At 71.9% G+C, this 21,012-nt stretch carries 21 protein-coding genes; 10 read left to right on the top strand and 11 right to left on the bottom strand.

Translation table 11 applies throughout. The annotated features are described in order from the left end of the window. Together B056_RS0119890 and B056_RS0119885 are read left to right on the top strand one after the other, a co-directional pair. The coding region (locus tag B056_RS0119890; protein ID WP_026239908.1) for a hybrid sensor histidine kinase/response regulator at nt 1–2,910 on the top strand (2,910 nt) is incomplete at its 5' end. Next, the gene (locus B056_RS0119885; protein WP_051105679.1) at nt 2,907–3,656 is read left to right on the top strand and encodes an EthD domain-containing protein; all 750 of its coding nucleotides are present in this window, start codon (nt 2,907–2,909) and stop codon (nt 3,654–3,656) included. The genes B056_RS0119890 and B056_RS0119885, both read left to right, overlap by 4 nt. A 40-nt stretch (nt 3,657–3,696) precedes the next feature. Here B056_RS0119885 and B056_RS0119880 read toward each other — a convergent pair whose 3' ends face one another. The 5 genes from B056_RS0119880 to B056_RS0119860 all read right to left on the bottom strand — a co-directional run bounded on the left by B056_RS0119880 (nt 3,697) and on the right by B056_RS0119860 (nt 9,971). Then, a complete protein-coding gene (locus tag B056_RS0119880; protein WP_018503614.1) occupies nt 3,697–4,728 on the bottom strand; it encodes a CobW family GTP-binding protein in 1,032 nt (343 codons plus the stop codon). Between the two features lie 127 nt (nt 4,729–4,855). Next, nucleotides 4,856–6,046, bottom strand: a complete 1,191-nt coding sequence (locus tag B056_RS0119875; protein WP_018503613.1) for a glycoside hydrolase family 64 protein — start codon at nt 6,044–6,046, stop codon at nt 4,856–4,858. 56 nt (nt 6,047–6,102) lie between these two features. Further along, nucleotides 6,103–7,719, bottom strand: coding sequence for a glycoside hydrolase family 18 protein (locus tag B056_RS0119870; RefSeq protein WP_026239907.1), 1,617 nt, complete (start codon nt 7,717–7,719; stop codon nt 6,103–6,105). A gap of 93 nt (nt 7,720–7,812) precedes the next feature. Beyond that, complete coding sequence (locus B056_RS0119865; protein ID WP_018503611.1) at nt 7,813–9,285, bottom strand: HAMP domain-containing sensor histidine kinase; 1,473 nt, start codon at nt 9,283–9,285, stop codon at nt 7,813–7,815. Continuing rightward, entirely contained in the window at nt 9,282–9,971 is a 690-nt protein-coding gene (locus B056_RS0119860) for a response regulator transcription factor (RefSeq protein WP_018503610.1), read from the bottom strand. The genes B056_RS0119865 and B056_RS0119860 overlap by 4 nt, the downstream gene beginning before the upstream one ends. Before the next feature lie 124 nt (nt 9,972–10,095). Here B056_RS0119860 and B056_RS0119855 point away from each other — a divergent pair, with 124 nt between their 5' ends. Beyond that, on the top strand, nt 10,096–10,668 hold the full coding sequence (locus B056_RS0119855; RefSeq protein WP_026239906.1) for a hypothetical protein: 573 nt from the start codon (nt 10,096–10,098) through the stop codon (nt 10,666–10,668). Nucleotides 10,669–10,730: 62 nt separating this feature from the next. Here the strand turns inward: B056_RS0119855 and B056_RS0119850 are convergent, their stop codons facing one another. Next, nucleotides 10,731–11,516 (bottom strand): SDR family oxidoreductase, encoded by a 786-nt coding sequence (locus B056_RS0119850; RefSeq protein WP_018503608.1) that lies wholly within the window; start codon nt 11,514–11,516, stop codon nt 10,731–10,733. A 154-nt stretch (nt 11,517–11,670) separates the two neighbouring features. Between B056_RS0119850 and B056_RS0119845 the strand changes: the two genes are divergently transcribed. The 3 genes from B056_RS0119845 to B056_RS0119835 all read left to right on the top strand — a co-directional run bounded on the left by B056_RS0119845 (nt 11,671) and on the right by B056_RS0119835 (nt 14,012). Further along, nucleotides 11,671–12,483, top strand: coding sequence for a MerR family transcriptional regulator (locus B056_RS0119845; protein ID WP_018503607.1), 813 nt, complete (start codon nt 11,671–11,673; stop codon nt 12,481–12,483). Between the two features lie 115 nt (nt 12,484–12,598). Continuing rightward, on the top strand, nt 12,599–13,399 hold the full coding sequence (locus B056_RS0119840; RefSeq protein WP_018503606.1) for an inositol monophosphatase family protein: 801 nt from the start codon (nt 12,599–12,601) through the stop codon (nt 13,397–13,399). Between the two features lie 193 nt (nt 13,400–13,592). Next, entirely contained in the window at nt 13,593–14,012 is a 420-nt protein-coding gene (locus B056_RS0119835) for a hypothetical protein (protein WP_018503605.1), read from the top strand. A 37-nt stretch (nt 14,013–14,049) separates the two neighbouring features. Here the strand turns inward: B056_RS0119835 and B056_RS0119830 are convergent, their stop codons facing one another. Continuing rightward, the gene (locus tag B056_RS0119830; protein WP_230203082.1) at nt 14,050–14,283 is read right to left on the bottom strand and encodes a hypothetical protein; all 234 of its coding nucleotides are present in this window, start codon (nt 14,281–14,283) and stop codon (nt 14,050–14,052) included. A 152-nt stretch (nt 14,284–14,435) separates the two neighbouring features. Next, nucleotides 14,436–14,897 carry a VOC family protein gene (locus B056_RS0119825; protein WP_018503603.1) on the bottom strand — a complete coding sequence of 154 codons (462 nt, stop codon included), beginning with the start codon at nt 14,895–14,897 and terminating at the stop codon, nt 14,436–14,438. Between the two features lie 298 nt (nt 14,898–15,195). On the opposite strand from B056_RS0119825, the gene B056_RS0119820 reads away from it, so the two are divergent. The 4 genes from B056_RS0119820 (at nt 15,196) to B056_RS0119800 (ending at nt 18,716) form a co-directional block, all read left to right on the top strand. Next, complete coding sequence (locus tag B056_RS0119820) at nt 15,196–16,254, top strand: ferredoxin reductase (RefSeq protein ID WP_018503602.1); 1,059 nt, start codon at nt 15,196–15,198, stop codon at nt 16,252–16,254. 12 nt (nt 16,255–16,266) lie between these two features. Further along, nucleotides 16,267–17,364: a fatty acid desaturase family protein gene (locus B056_RS0119815; protein WP_018503601.1), complete on the top strand. Its 1,098-nt coding sequence runs from the start codon at nt 16,267–16,269 to the stop codon at nt 17,362–17,364. 28 nt (nt 17,365–17,392) lie between these two features. Further along, nucleotides 17,393–17,911 (top strand): hypothetical protein, encoded by a 519-nt coding sequence (locus B056_RS0119810; protein WP_018503600.1) that lies wholly within the window; start codon nt 17,393–17,395, stop codon nt 17,909–17,911. 520 nt (nt 17,912–18,431) lie between these two features. Then, nucleotides 18,432–18,716 (top strand): hypothetical protein, encoded by a 285-nt coding sequence (locus B056_RS0119800; protein ID WP_026239905.1) that lies wholly within the window; start codon nt 18,432–18,434, stop codon nt 18,714–18,716. Between the two features lie 134 nt (nt 18,717–18,850). Here the strand turns inward: B056_RS0119800 and B056_RS0119795 are convergent, their stop codons facing one another. From B056_RS0119795 to B056_RS39555, 3 genes are read right to left on the bottom strand one after another with little or no spacing between them, the layout of a single operon-like run. Beyond that, nucleotides 18,851–19,867: a helix-turn-helix domain-containing protein gene (locus B056_RS0119795; protein WP_018503597.1), complete on the bottom strand. Its 1,017-nt coding sequence runs from the start codon at nt 19,865–19,867 to the stop codon at nt 18,851–18,853. Further along, nucleotides 19,864–20,166, bottom strand: a complete 303-nt coding sequence (locus B056_RS37235; protein ID WP_018503596.1) for a helix-turn-helix transcriptional regulator — start codon at nt 20,164–20,166, stop codon at nt 19,864–19,866. Before B056_RS37235 ends, B056_RS0119795 begins: the two co-directional genes overlap by 4 nt. Continuing rightward, entirely contained in the window at nt 20,163–20,735 is a 573-nt protein-coding gene (locus B056_RS39555; protein ID WP_018503595.1) for a hypothetical protein, read from the bottom strand. The genes B056_RS37235 and B056_RS39555 overlap by 4 nt, the downstream gene beginning before the upstream one ends. Nucleotides 20,736–21,012 lie beyond the last annotated feature (277 nt).

The raw sequence follows: 21,012 nt of genomic DNA, 5'->3' as shown, positions 1-21,012 counted from the left end.
CGGGTGGACGCGCGGGGCGAGATTCTGGAGTTGAAGGAGACCATCAACACGATGGTCGATCAGCTTTCGGGTTTCGCCGACGAGGTGACCCGGGTCGCGCGTGAGGTCGGCACCCAGGGCAATCTCGGCGGCCAGGCCAACGTGCGTGGCGTGTCGGGGACCTGGAAGGACCTGACCGACAACGTGAACGTGATGGCCTCGAACCTGACCGCCCAGGTGCGCTCGATCGCCCAGGTGGCCACCGGCGTCGCCCGGGGCGACCTCTCGCAGAAGATCACCGTGGAGGCGAAGGGCGAGGTCGCCGCGCTGGCCTCCACCATCAACACGATGGTCGACACCCTCGGCGCCTTCGCGGACGAGGTGACCCGGGTGGCCCGCGAGGTCGGCACCGACGGCCGTCTCGGCGGCCAGGCGAGCGTCAAGGGGGTCTCCGGCACCTGGAAGGACCTGACCGACAACGTCAACTTCATGGCGAACAACCTGACCAGTCAGGTCCGCAACATCGCCCAGGTCACCACGGCCGTCGCCCGTGGCGACCTGACCAGGAAGATCGACGTCGACGCCCGCGGCGAGATCCTCGAACTGAAGACGACCATCAACACGATGGTGGATCAGCTGTCCTCGTTCGCGGCCGAGGTGACCCGGGTGGCGCGCGAGGTCGGTACCGACGGGATCCTCGGCGGCCAGGCGGAGGTCGAGGGACTCTCCGGCACCTGGAAGCGGCTGACCGAGAACGTCAACGAGCTCGCCGGGAACCTCACCCGCCAGGTCCGGGCCATCGCCGCCGTCACCAGCGCGGTCGCCACCGGCGACCTGACCAGGTCGATCACGGTCGACGCGCAGGGCGAGGTCGCCGAGCTCAAGGACAACATCAACGCGATGGTCCGCTCCCTGCGCGAGACGACCCGCGCCAACCAGGAACAGGACTGGCTGAAGACCAGCCTCGCCCACATCGCCGGGCTCATGCAGGGGCACCGCGAACTGGAGACCGTCGCGCAGCTGGTCATCGACGAGCTGACCCCGATGCTCGACGCGCAGCACGGCACCTTCTTCCTCGCCGACACCGGGGCGGACGCCCCGGCGCTCACCCTCATCGCGAGCTACGGGTACCGGCCCACCCCGGACATGCCGCGCAGGTTCGAGTTCGGGCAGGCGGCGCGCACGAAACGGTCCATCGTGGCCCACACCCCCGCCGACTACCTGAAGATCACCTCCAGCCTCGGCGAGGCGACCCCGGTCACGCTGATCGTGCTGCCGATCCTGTTCGAGGACCAGGTGCTCGGCGTCGTCGAACTCGCCTCCTTCACCCCGTTCACCCAGGTCCACCTCGACCTGCTGAACCAGCTGACCGAGACGATCGGCGTCAACGTCAACACGATCATCGCGAACTCGCGGACGGACGCGCTGCTCGAGGAGTCCCAGCGGCTCGCGGGCGAGCTGCAGGCCCGGTCCGAGGAGCTGCAGTCCCGCCAGGAGGACCTCCAGCTCTCCAACGCGGAGCTGGAGGAGAAGGCCACCCTGCTGGCCCGGCAGAACCACGACATCGAGTTCAAGAACGCCGAGATCGAACAGGCCCGCCAGGAGCTGGAGGAACGCGCCCGGCAGCTGGCGCTCGCCTCCAAGTACAAGTCCGAGTTCCTGGCGAACATGTCGCACGAGCTACGCACACCCCTGAACAGCCTGCTGATTCTCGCCCGCCTGCTGGCGCAGAACCCGACCCGCAACCTCACCGCCAAGCAGGTGGAGTACGCCCATGTCATCCACACCGCCGGCTCGGATCTCCTGCAGTTGATCAACGACATTCTCGACCTCTCCAAGGTCGAGGCCGGGAAGATGGACATCCACCTGGAGCGGGTCGTGCTGAGCGATCTCGCCGAGGATCTGAAGAGCACCTTCTCGCCGATCACCGCGGAGAAGGGCCTGCGGTTCACCGTCGATCTCGCCCCCGGCGTGCCGGCCGACCTCCTCACCGATCAGCACCGTCTCGCGCAGGTGCTGCGCAACCTGCTCTCCAACGCGGTGAAGTTCACCGAGCACGGCAGCGTCGAGCTCTCCATCGTCGGCGGACCGGGCGGGGGCGACCCGGGTGCGGGCCAGCCGCCGGCCGCCCCCAGCGTCACCTTCAACGTCACCGACACCGGCGTCGGTATCGCCGCGGAGAACCTCGAACGCATCTTCGGGGCGTTCCAGCAGGGTGACGGCACCACCAGCCGCCGTTACGGCGGCACCGGCCTCGGGCTGTCCATCTGCCGCGAGGTCGCCGCCCTCCTCGGCGGCGAGATCGAGGCCCGCAGCGAGTTCGGCCGGGGCAGCACCTTCAGCCTGCGGCTGCCGCTGGCGCCGCCGCTGCCCACCGAGCCCGAGCTGGTTCCCCACCCGCGCCGCACGCAGGCCCTCGGCAACGACGCGCCGCCCACCCCCGCCGCCGCACCGCCGCCCGCCAACACGGCGCTGCGTGCCGCCACCACCGCGGCCACCGCCGCCATCGCGCGCGCCACCGCCGTCCCGCCCGGCGCCGAGCGGTCCGCCGAGCTGGCCGGGCGCACAGTGCTCGTCGTGGACGACGACGTGCGCAACGTCTTCGCCATCACCAGCATTCTGGAGCTGTACGGACTGAACGTGATCCACGCCGAGAACGGCCGGCGGGGCATCGAGATGCTGCAGGCCGATCTGGGCGTCGACCTGGTCCTGATGGACGTCATGATGCCCGAGATGGACGGCTACACGACCATGACCGCGATCCGCACCATGCCGCGGATCGCGGACCTGCCCATCATCGCCGTCACCGCGAAGGCCATGCCCGACGACCGGCAGAAGTGCCTGGATGCCGGCGCGACCGACTACATCACCAAGCCCGTGGACGTCGACGAGCTCCTCGCCGGCATTCGGGCGCGACTCGGAGCGAAATGATCAAGCGGATATTGCTTGTCACCCGGGGATGCGCACCGGACGAGTTCGTGCCCGCCTGGCGCGCCGCGATGGGCGCGGCCGTGACCGCGCCGCCGGACGTCCGGCCCTCCCGGGTCACCGCGGGCATCGTGCTGGACGAGGTCACCCCCGAACCGCGTCATGACGCCGTCGGCCAGGAATGGTTCGACGACGAGGAGCACCTGAGTCGGTACGAGTCGTGGCTGGCGTCACCGGCGAGCGCGGCGGTCGACGAACTGTTCGGCCGCGCGGTCGAACGGGACGCCACCGACATCGTGGTGACCGGCGAGCACGTGCTGCGCGGTGCGCCCTGGTTCGAGCGGCGGTGGCGGGACGGCGGCGAGGGCCTGAAACACATGGCTCTCGCGACGCGCGCGGCGGGCCTGACCCAGGCGGAGTTCTTCGACCGCTGGCGAAACCGGGCCGGCCTCGTCGGGGCGGTGCCGATCCCCGAGGTGGCCCGTGGGCAGGCCTACCTGCAGAACCACCCGCTACCGAAGGCGGCGGGCGACTGGCCGTACGACGCCGTCAACGAGGTCTATTTCGACGATCTGGACGACCTGCGCGAGCGGATCGCGTGGTTCGCCGAGAATCTCGCCGGGAACGAGGACGACCTCGTCCGGGAGTCCTGGTTCGTCGCGGTCCGCGAGGAGGTGCTGTGGCCGGAGGCTACGTCCGCAGGTGAAGGCCTTCTCCCGGGACGTCCCGGGGGTCGCGGGACGTCCTGAGGGACGGCGGCCGCTCAGGCTGCTCAGGCCGCGCGGCTTTTCAGGCGCTCAGCCGCCGGTAGCGGGCGAGGCGGCGGAGCCCGTCCGCGGCGGGGCGGCCGGGGCAGGGCCGCAGGGCCGCCTCGAGCCGAGCCCGCACGGTGGCCTGGTCGAGCCGCATGCCGATCGCGACCAGACCGTCGGCGTCATCGGGCCTGGCGGCACCGGGCCTGGTCGTGACGTTGATCTCCCGGCCGACGACGTTGACCACATAGCCGCGCGGGCCCCGCGCCGTCTCCACGGTGACGGTGCCCTTGAGCCGGTAGACGTCCGCGGGTGGATCCTCCAGCAGGTCGACCAGCGCGCCGGGATCGATCGGGCCGGCGGCGGGAACGGTCACCGCGTCGACCCGCGGGTGCGGGTCGTGACCGTGCTCGTGCTCGTGCCGGGCCAGGGCGGCGAGCGGGAGCTCGTCGACCGGGTCGTACGGGTTCGCGGCGTCGAACACGAGCACCGGGTCGACGCGGCCGTGCGTCGTGTCGACGACGTGGGCGTGCGGGTTGCTCTCGCGCACCCGCGCGGTGATCCGCGCCAGCGTCTCGGCCCGCCGCGTCGGCGGGATCCGGTCGGTCTTGTTGATGACGACGAGCGAGGCGGACGCGAACCGGGCCGGCGGCAGCCCGCCGGTGTCGACGGTGTCGAAGTAGGCGGCGGCGTCGATCACGTCGACGAGGCCGCCCGGGCGCACCCGGTCCACGCCGCTGAACCGGATGAGCCTGGCCAGCGCCGGCGGGTCGGCGACGCCGCTGGCCTCCACGATCACCGCGTCCAGCCGCAGCCGTGGCTGGCTCAGCTTGTCCAGCGCCTGGTCCAGGCCGTCGGTGTCCGGTAGGCAGCACAGGCAGCCGCCCGTGATCGAGGCCGGCTGGTCCACCTGACCGGAGACCAGCGCGGCGTCGACGTTGATCGCTCCGAAGTCGTTGACCACCACCCCGAGGCGCGCCCCGGGGGCCTGGAGCAGGTGGTTGAGCACGGTCGTCTTGCCGGCGCCCAGGTAGCCGGTCAGCGCGATCACGGGCACCCGCACGACCATTCCCACCCGCCTCCTCCCGCACCGCGGCCGAACCGCGGCCGACCGACCGGCGCGGCGGCGAACCAGCCGTGCCGAGCCGGTCGTGTCGACTGGTCCCACGGATTTCGGACCCAGGTTACGAGGACGGTCAGAACGGCGTGAGCCACAGGGTGGCGGACGTCGGCGCGGTGTCCTGGATGTAGGAGGCGAAGCCGGCGACGTCGTCGAAGGCGAATCCGTACGCCCGGCCGTCCTCGCTGTGTTCGTGCAGGACCCGGGCGTAGTGGTTCGTCGTCGGGTCGCGGTAGAAGCCCGCGGGGTCGGCCGCCGGCTGGGCCGGCTGGGTGAGCAGCGTCGAGCGGTTGAAACCGGCCCCCAGCACGGCGGCGACCGGCCCGGTGACGCCGTCGTTCGGCGCCGCGAGCGCGCCGTCGCAGAACAGCACGTCGCGGGTGCTCGGCCGGACGAACGGCGCGACCCCGCCGTCGAAGCGCAGCAGGCCGCCGGTCACCGTGCCGACCCGGGTGCCCGTTCCGACGTCCACCGTGAGCTGGCGTGAGGTGTACTGGTTCCACACCGCGTCGATGTAGCCGTCGAAGTAGGTGGCGGGGAAGAGGCCGGCCTCCAGGCCGTGGCCCGGCGAGATCACCCGGACACCCCGCCCGTCGGCGTCGTCGACGACCAGCGGGGCGAACACCGGGTGCGCCCGCAGCGTGTCGAAGACGGCGGCCCGCCCGCCCGTCGCCAGCCGGCCGGTCGTCTGGTCGGCGCTGCCGCGTAGACCGATGGCCATCGGCACACTGAACATGTCGACCGCCGTGGTGTTGCAGAACATGCCGGCGTCGTTGTGGGTGAACTCGACGAAGTCGTGCACCACGTCGAAGCTCGGGTCGGCACGCACCCAGCCGGCCGGGTGCTGGAGCGCCGCGTCGCCCGCGCCGTCGACCACGACCTTGAAACGCAGCTTCGAACCGGTCGACACGTAGATCCGCCCGGACATCCCGTTCGGGATGACGAACAGCGTGTCGCCGTCCGGCACCAGGGGGATGGAGAGGTCGGCGAAACCGTCGGGACCGTTGTCGGCGAGCGTGACCTGGGCGAGGCCGCCGTCCCGGCGGGCGTACACCTGCCGGCCGGTGATCAGGTCGGTGCCGACGACGTAGAGCCAGATCTGGTTGTTGGCGTACCGGTAGGTGTGGTTGACCACGGTCAGTGGCAGGCCCGCGCCGGCGGCGAGCGCGGCGTGCTCCCGGCCGCCGGTGGCGGCCCATACGGCGCCTCCGGCGGTGCCCGCGACGGCGGCGGACGCCGCCAGCAGGAACGTGCGGCGGTTCGGCATGACGGTCCCCTTGGCTGAGCGGTTCCGCGACGGGCGGCGTGTCACCGGGCGGCGTGTCACCGGGCGGCGTTGAGGACGCGGGTGAACTCGAACGGCTGCGCCTCGACGCCGCCGCAGGTCGGCTGCGCGTACGGCACCGGCCCGCCGGGGCAGGGCTGGTCGCGGGTCAGCGACCACAGCGACAGCCAGCCGAGGTCGACCTGGGACGCGAACTCCACCAGCCGCCGCGCGTCGGCCACGGTGAACACCTCGCTGGCGACGTCGTTCACGCCGATCATCGGGGTGATCGCCACCCGCCCCCACGCCTGCGCGTCGGACAGCTCGAACACGCCCTTCACCTGGGTCTGGGTCGCGGTGGCGGCGTCGATGGCGTACTGGCCCATCCGGCCCGCCGGGTTCGGCGCGGCGCCGTCGCCGTAGTCCATCGCCATGATGTTGACCGCGGCCACCGCCACGCCGTTCTGCCGGGCGTTGGCCAGCAGGTCCACGCCGGCCTGGGTCAGGCCGGACGGCAGCACCGGCAGCGTGAACGAGACCTCCAACGGCCGGCCTCCGGCCGCGGCCTCCCGCTGCAGCCGGGCGATCGCCTGGGCGCGCCGGGTGTTCGCGGCGACGTCCGGCAACGTGCCGCCCTCGACGTCGAAGTCGAGCCGGGTCACCCCGTAGACGTCGACCACCCCGCGGTACGCGGCCACCAGGTCGCCCACGCTCCCGCAGGCACTGGCGAGCTCGGTGCCGGACGCCCCGCCGAACGACACCCGGACGTCGCCGCCGAGCTCGCGGAACCGGCCGATCTGACCGGGCACCCCGTCCAGGGCGAGGTCGCTGACCCCGCCCCACCTCGGCGTGCAGCCACCCCCGCCGGCCACCACGAAGGCCAGCGTGACGTCGCGCAGGCCGGCCGTCCGCGCCGCCGCGACCAGGTCGAACGGCGGGTACAGCGAGGTGTCGACGTACGGCGCGAACCCGCCGGAGCCGGTCGGGCCGCCGGGGCCGGTCGACGGCGGTGCCGGCGACGCGGCGGGAGTGGTGGGCGTGGTAACCGGGTCGGTTGGCGTCGTCGGATCGGTCGGTGTGGCCGTGCCGGGGGGTGCGGCCGTGCCGGGTGGTGCGGCCGGGTCGGTCGGCGACCCGCCGGGCGGTGGGGACGGCGGCGCGGCCGGCCCGGTGGCCGAGGGCTCAGGCTCGGGCTCGGCATCCGGGCCCGGGTTCTGGCCCGGGTCGGTGCCGCCGGAGCCGGGCGCGCAGTCCTCGCCGTTGATCCGACATCCGAGGGGGTCGGTGGCGCCGCCCGGCGCGGCGATGACGAAGCCGACGTCGACCGACTCCCGGGGTGCGAGTGTGGTCTGCCAGGCGGGCGGCGTGACGGTCACATGCCGGCCGTCCACCCGGTGGGTGGCGTTCCACAGCGAGGTGAGGGTCGCGCCGTCGGGCAGGTCGAACTCGAGGGTGAAGCCGTCCGGCGAGTCCGCGGAGTTGGTCACCTGATACTGGGCGGAGTAGCCGGTGCCCCAGTCGTTGGTGCGGCTGTACGCGGCGTCGAGGCCGGCGGCGTCCGCGGTGCCGGGCACGACCACCGCCAGCCCGACCGCCCCGCCGACGGTGAGCAGGGCCGCGGTGCCCGAGATGATCTGACGGCGGCGGCGACGGTGCCGACCTCCCAAACGCGACATGACGTACATACCTCCCGCAATGGCCAACTGCGGCAGGACGCTAGTGACGGGCGCGCCGCCGACCGGCCCGGCTGAGGCAGCGCAGAACCGCTCTTAAGGCCCACTTAGGAAAGCCGTGCTCTCGGCCGGCCGGGAGCCGCGGCGGTGGCGCACGCGGCGTCCGTGGCCCTCCGGCGGGCGGGCGGGCGAGGTGCGCAGGCGCAGCCGCGCCTCGGCGCCACCGAGCTGGGAACGGCCGATCGTCAGGTCACCGCCGGTCGACTCCGCCACCCGCCGGGCGATGTCCAGCCCGAGCCCGGTCGAGCCCACACCGCCGGCCCCGCTCCCCCGGCGCAGCGCCGCCTCGGGGTCGGGCACCCCCGGGCCGGCGTCGAGAACCCGGACCCAGACGGCATGGTCGGTGCGCCGCAGCTCGACCGCGAACGCGACGCGCTCCGCGGTGTGCCGGAAGACGTTGCCGAGCAACGCGTCCAGCGCGGTCGCCAGCTCGGCGCGCGCGACCGGGACCGGCGCCGGCCGGTCGACGCCGGACACCGACCAGCGGCGTCCCTGATCCTCGGCCAGCGCGGACCAGAAGTCGGCGCGGTCGCGCACCACCTCCGCCGCGTCGCAACGCCGCGCCGCCGGCTGCTCGTCACCGAGCGCCCTGGCGGCGCGGATGATGTAGTCGACCTCGTGCTCGAGCTGCGCCACCGCGTGCCGGGCCGCCTCCGCCGCCGCGGCGTCGCCGTCAACGCCGTCACCGCCGTGGCCGTGGCCCTCGCCGGGGAGGCCGCCAGTGCCGCCGCCGAGCGCGGCCGTGTTGAGTCGCAGCACGGTCAGCGGCGTGCGCAGCCGATGGGACAGGTCGGCGGCCCGTTCCCGCTCGGCCGCGAGCAACTGCCGCACCCGGTCCGCCATCGCGTTGAAGGCGACGGCAGCCTCGTGCAGCTCGGCGGGCGCCGCCCGGTCGGACGTCGGGGCGCGGGCGGTCAGGTCACCCGAGCCCAGCTCCCGGGCGGCGCCGGCGAGCCCGCGCGCCGACCGCACGATGCGGGTGCCCAGCCGGTCCGCGACCAGCACCGAGGCCAGCACCAGCGCCGCGGCGACACCCCCGAGGACCAGGCAGGCTCGTGCCACCCCCCGGCCGAGCTCGGCCGCGGGCACGAACACCTCGATCACCGCGATCCGGGCGTCGGCCACCGCGACCGGCCGCAGCAGGACGGACCCCCCGGGCACCGCCACCACCGAGGAACTGCCGGCACCCGCCACGGCGGCCAGCTCCGCCGCCCCGACCCGGGACCGCCCGACGGCGACCAGTGCCGGCGGACGTGCCGGCTCCGGAGCCGGCACGTGCACCGCGACCAGCCCGTCAGCCCCGCCGCGCGTGCTGGCCAGGGCCCGGCGCAGCGCCGCCTGGTCGGTGGTGATCGCCAGTGCCGGCCCGAGCTCGGCGGCCTGGCGCTCGGCGTCGGTGAACGCCCGGTCGTGCGCCGTCCGCTGGACCGTCAGCGCCAGCGGGACGAGGAACGCCAGCGCCACCATCGTCGTCACCGCGATCGACACCTTGGCGAGCGCCCACCTCACAGCTGAGGCGCCTCGAGCTTGACCCCGACACCGCGCACCGTGTGCAGGTACCGCGGCCGGGCGGCGGTCTCCCCGAGCTTGCGGCGCAGCCACGACAGGTGGACGTCGATCGTCTGGTCGCCGCCGTACGCCTGCCGCCACACCGCCGCCAGCAACTCCCGGCGCGGCACCACGTCGCCGGGGCGGGCAGCCAGGTAGGCCAGCAGGTCGAACTCGCGCCGGGTGAGATCGAGGTCCCGCCCGTCCAGCACGGCCGTGCGCTGGCGGGGGTCGACCACCAGCGCACCGACCCGCAACGCCGGTACCCGTCCGGTGGCGGCGGCCGGACCCGCGCGGCGCAGCACCGCGGTGACCCGCGCGTCGAGATGCTCCGGCGAGAACGGTTTCACCAGGTAGTCGTCGGCACCGCCGTGCAACAGCCGGACCATCGCCGGTTCGTCACCGCGGGCCGTCGCGACCACCACCGGGACGTCGCTGACGCCGCGCAGCATCCGCAGCGCGGCCGCGCCGTCCAGGTCGGGCAGGCCCAGGTCGAGCACGACGAGGTCGCAGCCGACCTGCGTCACCTCACGCAGCGCGTCGAGCGCCGTGCCGACGCTGCGCACCGCGTGCCCGGCGCCGGACAGGTGCCGCACCAGCGCGGCCCGCACGTACGGGTCGTCCTCGACGACCAGGATCGTCGCCACGCCCGGCTACCGGGTCGCCTGTGGAGTCATCGGCGTGGTTCCTCCCGGGGCGGCATGGGGACGTGTCGGTACCGGATGACGCGTCGATACCGGAACGTGGCGAATGTGGCAATATCGCACCGCGATGGCTTGGACTCTGCTCCGCCTGGCCGCCTGGGTGGTCGCGACCGCGCTGGCCGTCACCCTGTCCTGGTTCGCGGTGAACGGGGTGCTCGCCGGCGACACCCTCGCCACGCCGTCATCGGCCGTCGCCATCGACCCGCCGGACGTCCCGTCGCTCCCGCCGGCCGACCCGCCTCCCGGGCCCCCGTCGTCGGCGTCGTCCACTCCGCCGTCTCCGTCGTCGACCGCGCTGCCCGAGTCGGCCGCTGTTCCGCCGGAGCGACCGGCGGCGCCGGCCGCCGCGGTGCCGGCCGCGGAACCGGCACCCACCGGTCCCGCGGCGGCGCCGCCGCCCGCGGCCGCCGCCCCTGCCCCCAGGGCCACGGCGCAGAGCTACCAGCTTGACGGCGGACGAGTGGTGATCGAGACCACCGACGTCTCAGCCCGCCTGGTGTCCGCGACGCCGGACGTCGGCTGGAAGGTGCAGGCATGGCAGGCCGAGGGCTGGCTGCGGGTCGACTTCAGCCGCGACGGCCGGACGTCGTCGTGCTTCGTCACCTGGAACGGACATCCACCCAGCGTCCAGATCACCTGAACCTCGGCCTGGCCCGCGGCACCCGGTACCCGGTACCGCGGGCCAGGCCGGGCGGATGATCGTCAGCCGACGGTCGGCACGGTGCCGCCGTCGACGGTGTGCTCGGCGCCGGTGATGGCGGCGGCGCGGTCGGACACGAGGAAGGCGACGAGTTCGGCGACCTCGGTGGGCTGCGCGGGGCGGCCGAGTGGGATGCCGCCGAGGGAATCGATGACCTGCCCCAGTGCCTGCCCGCGGGAGATGGCCTGGCTCGCCGCGATGCGATCGATCAGACCGTCGGCACCGGCGGTCTGGATGAAGCCGGGGGACACGACGTTCACCCGAACGCCACGCGGACCGACCTCGTTGGCCAGGCCCTTGCTGTAGGTGGTGAGCGCGGCCTTGGCCGCCGCGTAACCGAGAGTCGCCTCGTGCAGCGGCATCCGCCGTTGGATGGACGACACGTGCACCACCGCCCCGCCGCCCGCGTCGATCATCGCCGGCAGCAGGGCACGATCCAGCCGGACGGCGGCGAGCAGGTTGAGCCGCAGCTCGTGGTCCCAGTGCTGGTCGGTGAGGGCGGCGAAACCCCCGGGTGGGGCCTGTGATCCGCCGAGGGTGTGCACGACGATGTCCAGCGTGCCGAGCCGGTTCCGCACCTGGTCGACGACGGCGGCGACGCCCTCGGCGGTGGTGAGGTCGGCGGGGATGAACAGGTCCGGCCCGGCCTGACCGGACGGGCGGGTGCGGGCGGTGGCGAGCACGATCGCGCCGGCCTCGCGCAGCCGGTCGGCGATGGCGGCGCCGGTGCCTCTGCCGGCTCCGGTGACCAGCGCGCGGCGGCCGTCGAGTCGGTCACTGATGGTCATGGCGGCCCACCCTGATCTGAGCCGCTCCGATCTGATTCGTCATGCGACCACCGTCGAGTCTCCCGCCGGGAGAGGGTCAAACCACCGGCGGTGGCCGGACGGCCGTCCGGCCACCGCCTGCGCCCGCTCTCCGCCGAAGGTGCACAGTGCGGGGATGCGGCCAGGGCTGACCATCGGCGAGTTCGCGCAGCTGACACATCTGAGCGTGCGGACGCTGCGCCGCTACCACGACAGCGGCCTGCTGGAGCCCTCGTCGATCGACCCGCACAGCGGCTACCGGTACTACACCGCCGAGCAGATCCCGTCCGCCCAGGTGATCCACCGGCTGCGGGAGCTGGACATGCCACTGGCCGACGTCGCCCGGATCCTCGCCAACGAGGACCCGGGCGCGCGGGCCGAGCTGGTCGCCGGGCATCTCCAACGGCTGGAGGCCGAGCTCGACCGCACCCGGGCCGCCGTCGCCTCACTGCGCCAGCTGCTGCGGCCGGACGTCGCGGAGCTGGCGGTACGGCTGCGTTCCGTCCCGGCTCGGACCGTGGCCGCGATCAGCGGCACCGTCGACCACGACGATGTCCTGACGTGGTACGCCGAGGCGATGACCGAGCTCGACGCGGCCCTGGCGGGGCACGACCGACTCGGCCCGCCAGGAGGCCGCTTCGACAACGAGCTGTTCACCGCCGGCCGTGGGACGGTTCTGGTCTACCGGCCGTCCGCCGACCCACCGACGCGGGGCCGCGTCACCCCGCGGACCCTGCCGGCCGTCGAGCTGGCCACCGCCGTCCATCACGGCGCCCACGACGACATCGACGTCACCTACGGCCGGCTGGGCGCCTGGGTGGTCGAGCACGCCCTCGCCGTCGACGGCCCCGTCCACGAGACCTACCTGACCGGCCCGCGCGACAATCCCACGCCGCGGTCCTGGCGCACCGAGATCGGCTGGCCCATCTTCCGCCTCACGCCATCCTGACCACGGCCGACGTGCCCGCGGCCCGGGCCGGTCAGATACCGGTCCACTCAGGCTCCGCCGGCGGCGGTCTGGTCCGCTGTCGACCCGTCCGTACCCGCTGTAGGCTTCGGGCCCCATGGTGGCGATCGACGACCTGACTCTCGCTCACCGACTGGCCGACACCGCTGACGGCATCTCCCTGCGGTACTTCGCGGCCGGCGACGTGTCGGCACGGACCAAGACCGACGGTAGCCCCGTCACAGCCGCCGATCACGAGGTTGAGCGAGCCCTGCGCGGTCAGGTTCAGAATTTCCGCCCCCGAGACTCTTTTGTCGGAGAAGAATTCGGGGGGCATGCGAACGCGGTGCGGAAATGGGTGGTCGACCCGATCGATGGCACGGCGAATTTCGCGGCCGGGCGGGCTGAGTGGAGCACTCTGATCGCTGTCGAGGAGGACGGCGAGGTGGCCACCGGAATGATCACGGCCCCTGCCCTCCGTCGCCGCTGGTGGGCGTCACGATCAGTCGGCGCGTGGACAGGCACCTGCCTCGCGGGGCACCTGGGTTCCTGGGAAGCCCTGGCGGTTTCCGAAACCGAGGAACTCGGCAGGGCGACGGTGGCCATGTGGCCCGTTGCCTCCTGGGTTCCTTCGCGGCTTCTGGCCACGGCTACCGCGCTCATCGGGCAGTGTGCTGATGGCGGACCCCTGTCGAACTGGGCCGGAGTGTGCCAGGGCGCAATGCTGGTAGCCGCCGGGGAGATCGATGTTTTTCTCCACCTGACAGCCGGTCCGTGGGACATCGCCGCCGCGGTGCCGATCGTGGAGGAAGCGGGTGGCAGATTCAGCGATCTGCGGGGCGGGCGCAGTATCTCGCTGGGTTCGGCTGTGTTCACCAACGGCCGCGTACACGATGGAGTACTCGACCGGCTCGACTGAGCCAGGAAAGCTGATGTCGGGTTTGTGATGGTGGGCGTGGGTGGCCGTGTTGCCTGAGTTGCTTCACGTGCCGCTGAGGCAACTCGCGTAGAGGCGGGCTCCGGCCGGTTGGTGCGCTGACCACGCGGCATGGCGCACGCCCGCAACCGTCGGCTACAGGTCGGGGACATGATCGACAGCGTACTGTGGGGGTGTGGACCCGTTGCGTGCCTTCCGCACCGTTGGCGACGCCGCCACCGTCGCGGCCGGCATGGTCGCGGCCGACTCCCGTCTCCAAAAGATCTGGCGACACGCCGTCGTCCAGCTGCTCGACGACTACACCAGCGTGCTGCGCCACCAGGGCCTCGAAGCGGCGCAGGCGATGTGGACCGCCCGCCCGCGGCCGTCCGGCGACAGGCGCGTGGACGCGGCTCTCGCGGCGCTCGGGGAACACCTCGCCCGTCGCGACGGCTGGCCTGCGCCACAGTGGGTACGCGATCCGGCGCTGGAGGCGGTGCCCTGGTGGTTCGTCACCGCCCTGAAGGGCCTGCATCCCCGGGCACCGGTCGAATCCCCGCTGTCGTTTCGCGAACGCGGCGTGTTCATCACCAGCGGCGCGCTCCAGCGGGCGTAGCTGACCAGCCCGGGCCTCGACGGTGAGGGGGCCGGGCTTACAAGGTCGCTATCTGGCCCAGGCCCACGAACGGGAGCGCGACATACCCGTCCGGGGGAATTCCCTGGTCGTGAACGTATTGTTCGAGCGAGTCGAGGTCGATGAACGGTGCCATCACCCCCGCGCCGGGCAGCACCAGCGCCCACACCTCCGACGGGATGATCGAACCCCGGATGTTCACCAGTCGCGCCAGCCCGGCCTCGACAGCCGCGGTCATCACACTCGGGCTCACCGTCGCCCCCCGTTCCCGTTCCCGTTGTCGCGCTCGGGCCCCCGTTCTCGTGTTCAGGCCCTCGTCGTCTCTACGGTCATGGTGTGTCGGGTCCCCCTGAACCAGTTAGCCCGTCGGGCTCCCCCCGTACGCGGGGCCACGCGGGATCGCTTTCAGTCCAGGCAGAACTCGTTGCCCTCGGGGTCGGTCATCACGATGTGGCCGGCGCCCATTGGGGGAGTGGGCTCGTGGCGGTGCACCCGGGTGGCTCCGAGCGCGACGAGCCGGTCGCTCTCGGCCTCCAGCGCCGCCATCCGCTCGTCGCCCCGCAGCCCGGGGGCGGCCCGGACGTCCAGATGGACGCGGTTCTTGGCGACCTTGTCCTCCGGCACCTGCTGGAAGAACAGCCGGGGGCCGTGACCCGCCGGGTCCTCGATGGCCGACCGGGTGTTGCGCTGCTCCGGCGGGACGCCGACGCGGGCGAGGAAGTCGTCCCACGCGGCCAGCGGGTCGGCGCCCTCGGGCAGGTCGACTCCGGGCGGGCCGGGGTGGAGGTAGCCCAGCGCGTCGCGCCAGAAGGACGACAGCACCCGCGGGTCGTAGGCGTCGAAGGTGACCTGGAAGTGCCGGCTCATCGGGTTGCTCCTCTGCTCGCGGGGGGATGGTGACACAGCCCTGTACCGCCGACATCGTCCCGCGGGCGGCTGTGATCGCCGCCGCGCACACCTGGCGCCTGACACGCTGACCGGTCCGCCGGTCCGCTGTGCGCGGCGGGGCGTGGGTGTAACGTCCGGCCGAACCGGCCCGCCTTCATCGACGTGCGGTGCCGGTCCGGAACAACATCGGACAAGCTTTCTTCTTCTGTGCTCCCGGCAAGTCCAGCGTCACGCCTGAAATTCGACAAGCGGGAGAAACAGGGTGAGCGTCGGAAGAATGCTGTTGGATGCCGCGGCCCCGTTGACCACGCCGCTGCTGCCCGATGATTACCTGGGGCTGCTTGACCCGCTGTGGTCGCGGCGTGGGCCGCGGGGGCGGGTCGAGGCTGTGTGGCGGGAGGCCGCGGGTGTCGCGACACTGGCGATTCGGCCCGGCGCGGGCTGGAGCGAGCATTGTGCCGGCCAGTATGTCCGGGTCGGCGGGAATGTCGACGGCGTGTGGCACTGGCGTCCCTACTCGGTGTCCTCGGCGCCGGGGAATCCCGGCGGTGCCTTCTCGATCACGGTCAGGGCGGTCCCTGGCGGGCGGTTGTCCGGGTATCTCGTGGAGCGGGTCCCGCCCGGCACGGTCGTGCGTCTGGAGAACCCTCAGGGGCGTTTCGTGCTGCCGCCGGTGCTTCCTCCCCGGCTGCTGTTCGTGACCGCTGGCAGCGGCATCACGCCGGTGATGTCGATGCTGCGCGGCCTCGCGTCAGCGGGCGGGATGCCGGACGCGGTCGTCGTGCACTCGGCGCCGACGCGGGACGACGTCATTTTCGGCGCCGAGCTACGGGAGCTGGCCGCCCGGTTCCCCACCCTTCGGCTGCACGAGCACCACACCAGGGCGCTCGGTCGGCCCGCCCGGCGTCTCACCATGGCGGCACTGCCCACGATCTGCCCGGACTGGGCCGAACGGCCGGCCTGGGTCTGCGGGCCCGCGGGGATGCTCGCGGACGCCGAGGCCTGGTGGCGCCGGGCCGGGATCGCGGACCACCTGAAGGTGGAGCGGTTCCATCCCGCCGGGACGTCCGCCGGCGGGACCGGAGGGCGGGTCCGGTTCGCCAGGAGCGGCCGGCAGGTTCAGGCTGTCGGCGACACATCGCTGCTGGTGGTGGGTGAGGACGCCGGCGTCCTCATGCCGAGCGGCTGTCGCATGGGTATCTGCCACAGCTGCGTGGCCAGGCTCACCTCGGGCCGGGTGCGGGACCTGCGCACCGGGCGGGAGCACGGTGCGCGGGGTGAACTCGTCCAGACCTGCGTGTCGGGCGCGGCCGGCGATGTCGAGATCGAACTTTGAAGGGGTGGGCACATGGCCAGGCGGACGAGTCTCACCGCGGCCGAGGCCGAGGAGTTCGGCCGTGCACTCGACCAGCTCCGGGAGGAGGTCCTCGCCGGTCGGGGGGAGGACGACGCCCGGTACATCCGCAGGGTGATCGCCGTCCAGCGGGGCCTGGAGATGGGCGGGCGGGTGGTGCTGTTCGCCTCGCTGCTGCCGCCGGCGTGGCTGGCGGGCACGACGATGCTGGCGACCGCCAAGATCCTGGAGAACATGGAGATCGGGCACAACGTCCTGCACGGCCAGTGGGACTGGATGTGTGATCCCGAGATCCACTCGACCACCTGGGAATGGGATTCGGCGTCACCCGCCGCGCAGTGGAAACATTCGCACAACTACGTGCACCACACCTGGACGAACGTCCTCGGCAAGGATCGGGACATCGGTTACAGCCTGCTGCGCGTCCAGCCGGAGCAGCGCTGGCATCCCGCGTACCTCGCCCAGCCGTTCTACAACCTGGCGCTCGCGGCGGTCTTCGAGTGGGGGATCGCCCTGTACGACACCGAGATCGAACGGGCCTGGCGGGGGGAGAAGGAATGGGGCCGGACGTGGGCGGAGCTTCAGGTGTCGCTGCGTAAGGCCGGGCGGCAGGCGGTCAAGGACTACGTGGCCTTCCCGCTGCTGGCCGGCCCGGCGTTCCTGCCCGTCCTGCTCGCCAACCTCGCCGCGAACGTCACCCGTAACGTCTGGGCGCACACGATCATCTTCTGCGGTCATTTCCCGGAGGGGGCGGAGGCCTTCACCGAGGAACAGATCGAGGGGGAGAGCCGCGGCGGATGGTACGTGCGGCAGGTGCTGGGCTCGGCCAACATCGACGGCCCGGCGCTCCTGCATCTGCTGAGCGGGAACCTGAGCTTCCAGATCGAGCACCATCTCTTCCCCGACCTGCCCAGCAACCGGTACGCCCAGCTCGCCCCGCGGGTGCGCGCCCTCTGCGAACGTTTCGGCCTCCCGTACACCACCGGGGGGCTGCTGCGACAGACAGCCAGCGTGTGGAAGCGCGTCCTGCGGCTCTCGCTCCCCGGGCCCGTCGGCCTGGAAGCCCCCGGGCCCGTCGGCCCGGAAGCTTGAGTCGCCGTCCAGCGGGCAGCCTGAGAACATGGGAGACCTGAGCAACGAACCGGACCCGGGTCTGCTCGCCACCTATCTCAATGATCATCTGACTGGCGCCGAGGCGGGGGTCGCTCTCGCGTCCCGTATCGCGCGGGTACAGCAGGGCACTCCCTCGGGTCCCGCGCTCGCGCACGCGGCCGTCGAGATAGAGCGGGATCGGGCGGCGCTGATACAGATCATGAAAGATCTGGGAGTTCCGCGGCGGCGCCTCAAGAGGGCGCTCGGGCGGCTCGCGGAGAAGGTGGGCCGGCTCAAGCTGAACAACCGGCTGCTGCGGCGGTCGCCGTTGAGCTCCGTGGTCGAGCTGGAGTCGCTGTGGCTCGGGGTGAACGGCAAGTCGCGGCTGTGGCACTCGTTGGGGGCCGTCGCGGCGGGTGACAACGGGCTCAGCCCGCAACTGCTCGATCACCTGCTCGACCGGGCCCGGCAGCAGGCCGACGAGCTCGAGGACCTCCGGATGCGGGCGGTCGAGGACGCGTTCGGAGTACTGTCCCACCGCGGATGACCGCTCGTCCAGGATGGGGAACTCGGCCTGTCAGGTCAGGGGCACCGGCGAGAACGCCTCGTCGACCTCGACGGCGTCCATGTCGCCGATGGCGGGACCGGCCTTGCGCGACGCCTTCTCGGTGGCCGGGACCGGCCCCTGCCCACCGGCGGTGGCCGACCGGGTGACCTTGGGGGACCGGGCGGCGTGGCTCTGCGCGGCTCAGGATCTCGTCGGGATGTCTTGAAAGTAATTTTCCGGAAGGTAATTTTCAGGTAATCAGGCCGCCGACTGTCCTGATTTTTTCCCGGTCTGCTGGCGCGATTTCCTTGCGCCGAGTTCTGGTCGGCACGGTCCTTCGATCGGGTGGGCCCATGGGGTGGTACCGCGGACGGGGAAAGGGCGGTCGCCCCCGGTCGGATCGGATTCCTTGCTAGAGTCGGCTCATGGTGCTGGCTGAGCACTTTGCCGAGGCCGCTGCGAACTGTTCCGGAAATCTTGTCGTGACCAGTGCCGGCGGGCGCCGCGGAAAGGGAGTCCGGTGAGTGAAAGAGTCAGCTGGATCGTCTGTAAGGTGGGCTGCATTGAATGCGGCATAATAGAAGATCCTGCACTGATGATTATCGGAGTGTATGCGGAAGAACGGGAGGCCGTCTCCGCCGCCCGCGACGCCGCGCACACGATCGCACAACGTTGGGGGATGACCAACCCCGAAGAGCCCTACCAGGTGAACGCGGCCCAGACGCTGGGCTCGGGGCTGGGAGCTGGCTGGATGTGGACGCCCGCGGATCATGAACAGGTCTACGCGGTGCGAATCCCGGGCTGACAACTACGCGGAGCCGCATGGCTGGTTACCTGGAAAACGGTCATTTGATTGATCACCTTGATGCTGTGGTGGAGCGAGTGCCGCGGGGCGGCATAGCGTTTGTGTACCTCGAGGTTCACCTCGGAACGGCGGGTTCAGCTGCGGAGGGTGTGGCTGGGGGTGTGTCCGTAGACCTGTCGGTAACGGGCGGTGAAACGGCTGGGGTTGGCGTAGCCCCAGCGGGCGGCGACGTCGGTGATGGTGGTGCCGTCGCCGGGGCTGGCTGCGCGCAGTTGTTTGTGGGCGTGGTCGAGGCGGACGGCGCGCAGGTGGGCCATGGGTGTGGTGTCGAGGTGGCGGCGGAAGGCGAGTTGGAGCGCGCGGACGGTGACGTGGGCGGCGCGGGCGATGTCGACGGCGCTGATGTCCAGGTCGGCGTTGGCGTCGATGAACACGACGGCGCGGGACAGGGTGGTGGGGGTGGCGTCGGTACGGTCGTGGCGCTGCGGGCCGGGGGCCCGGGTCCAGCTGTTGGGGAACGCGGTCAGCAGGGCGGCGGCCAGCAGCCGGCTGGCCGCGCCGGCCAGCAGCGGCTGGGCCATGGTCTGCGGATTGGCGCGCAAACTGTCGGCGACGTAGTCGAAGGCCTGCAGCCAGGTGCGGGCGTCGGCCGGGCGGGCGGGTCCCAGGGAGGCGAACCGCAGGGGAGGCAGCGGGTCGTCGGGGCCGTTGCGGGCGGCGTCGGCGGCGGCCCGCATGGGGACGAGCGCCGCCGCGGCCGTCACGTTCGTGCTACGTGAGTGGTGGGGCTCACCCGGTTGGGCGAGCAGGATCAGGTCGCCGGTGACGTAGCGGTCGTCCGGATCGAAGACGGTGCGGACTCCGCGGTGTATCCGGCTGATACCGAGATCGGCGAGGGGCTGCAGCCGGTACTCGCTGGTCGCGAGGTGGTGCATGGTGGCGATGTGCAAGGGCCCCTGGCCGAGCCAACTGTGCCGGAAATGGTAGTCGGCGTCATACCTGCTGATTTTGATGTCGGTGCCGTAGAGATCTGTCAGATAACGCTCGGCACGGTCGGGGTCGGTGGTGGCGAACTCCACCTCTGGTGTGTCCGGCCGGACGGCGCCGGTGGGGATGGCCGGCCCGGCACTCGTCCCGGCGGGCGGTTTCACTGCTTCAGCTCCTGACTCGGGGGTTGGCCGAACGCCTGGTGGTAGACGGCGGCGAAGCGGTGCGGGTGGGGGAACCCCCAACGGGCCGCCACCGCGGCGACGGTGGTGCCGTCGCCCGGCTCGGCGGCCAGTAGCTGCTCACGGGCGCGAGCCAGCCGCACCCCGCGCAGGTACGCCATCGGAGTGGTGCCGCGATGGCGGCGGAACGCGTACTGCAGGATGCGTGGGACGACCCCGGCCTCGGCGGCGATGTCGCTGATCGTGATCGGATCGCCGGCGTGAGCGTCGATGAAGATCATCGCCCGGCGTGCCGGGCGTAGGCGGCGGTCGCCAGCCACTGTCGCCTGGCGTTCTCCGAGATCGGTGTCACACCGGTGAAGCGCACCTGGTCGCGATTCAGCCCGCTGCTCTCCTCGGCCACCCTTAACACCACGTCCAGGCGCACGGTGACCACGCTGTTGTCGGTGCAGTCGTTGAGGTGCGTGAAGCCGCCGGGTGGGAACAGCATGACGCCCTTGCCGACCATCGACATCTCGCCGCCCCTCCACCGGAGGTGGTAACGGCCAGCGTGCAGGTGGCCGACGAAGATCATCGGCATCGCCGGACAGATCGTCTCCACCGTCGCCTTCGTGTAGGAAGTGCGCGCGTACGTCAACCCGTCCAGCTCGGCGACCTCGGCGAAGAACTCGGAGCCCTGGGTATGGGGCCGTAGCCGGCGCTGGTGGTCGTCGTAGCGGGAGGCGAGGTAGGCCGCGTGCTCGTCGGCCTCCCGGGTGAAGAGCTTGCTGATGCGCGATACCTGCCCCTGGCTGTCGGTGCCCGTCGCGCCGCGGCTACCCCTTCTGTCGGGGCTGCCCCTGTCCGGCATGAGCGATTCCCTTCGGACCGAGCCTGATTGGGCCACCTCGGTGCTCCGGCGTGTCTACCGAGCGGCGAGCCGCCGATGCGCATTCTCGCACGGTATGCCGAAGTGTGAGCAGGGGAGTTCCCAACTACGGGCATAAAATCTTAAAACGAAGACGAAGTAGTATTAGAATTATCCTGTATCGTCTCGGCTCTCCGGTACCCGTACGCGGGGCGTCGCCCTCGGGCCGGCGGCCGTTTCGGTGGTGCCGACGACGCGATCCGCGTGACGGTCTACCCGT

Origin of the sequence: Parafrankia discariae (genome assembly GCF_000373365.1) — a bacterium.
Lineage (GTDB): Bacteria > Actinomycetota > Actinomycetes > Frankiales > Frankiaceae > Parafrankia > Parafrankia discariae.
The sequence above is the reverse complement of the archived record's forward strand: the minus strand, read 5'-3'. Positions and strand labels throughout refer to the sequence as shown.

Bases quoted from the DNA above. Each gene is read 5' to 3' on its own strand.
- B056_RS0119885 (WP_051105679.1), top strand. From the start codon at position 2,907: ATGATCAAGCGGATATTGCTTGTCACCCGGGGATGCGCACCGGACGAG.
- B056_RS0119880 (WP_018503614.1), bottom strand. From the start codon at position 4,728: ATGGTCGTGCGGGTGCCCGTGATCGCGCTGACCGGCTACCTGGGCGCC.
- B056_RS0119875 (WP_018503613.1), bottom strand. From the start codon at position 6,046: ATGCCGAACCGCCGCACGTTCCTGCTGGCGGCGTCCGCCGCCGTCGCG.
- B056_RS0119870 (WP_026239907.1), bottom strand. From the start codon at position 7,719: ATGTCGCGTTTGGGAGGTCGGCACCGTCGCCGCCGCCGTCAGATCATC.
- B056_RS0119855 (WP_026239906.1), top strand. From the start codon at position 10,096: ATGGCTTGGACTCTGCTCCGCCTGGCCGCCTGGGTGGTCGCGACCGCG.
- B056_RS0119850 (WP_018503608.1), bottom strand. From the start codon at position 11,516: ATGACCATCAGTGACCGACTCGACGGCCGCCGCGCGCTGGTCACCGGA.
- B056_RS0119845 (WP_018503607.1), top strand. From the start codon at position 11,671: ATGCGGCCAGGGCTGACCATCGGCGAGTTCGCGCAGCTGACACATCTG.
- B056_RS0119840 (WP_018503606.1), top strand. From the start codon at position 12,599: ATGGTGGCGATCGACGACCTGACTCTCGCTCACCGACTGGCCGACACC.
- B056_RS0119825 (WP_018503603.1), bottom strand. From the start codon at position 14,897: ATGAGCCGGCACTTCCAGGTCACCTTCGACGCCTACGACCCGCGGGTG.
- B056_RS0119820 (WP_018503602.1), top strand. From the start codon at position 15,196: ATGCTGTTGGATGCCGCGGCCCCGTTGACCACGCCGCTGCTGCCCGAT.
- B056_RS0119815 (WP_018503601.1), top strand. From the start codon at position 16,267: ATGGCCAGGCGGACGAGTCTCACCGCGGCCGAGGCCGAGGAGTTCGGC.
- B056_RS0119810 (WP_018503600.1), top strand. From the start codon at position 17,393: ATGGGAGACCTGAGCAACGAACCGGACCCGGGTCTGCTCGCCACCTAT.
- B056_RS37235 (WP_018503596.1), bottom strand. From the start codon at position 20,166: ATGATCTTCATCGACGCTCACGCCGGCGATCCGATCACGATCAGCGAC.
- B056_RS39555 (WP_018503595.1), bottom strand. From the start codon at position 20,735: ATGCCGGACAGGGGCAGCCCCGACAGAAGGGGTAGCCGCGGCGCGACG.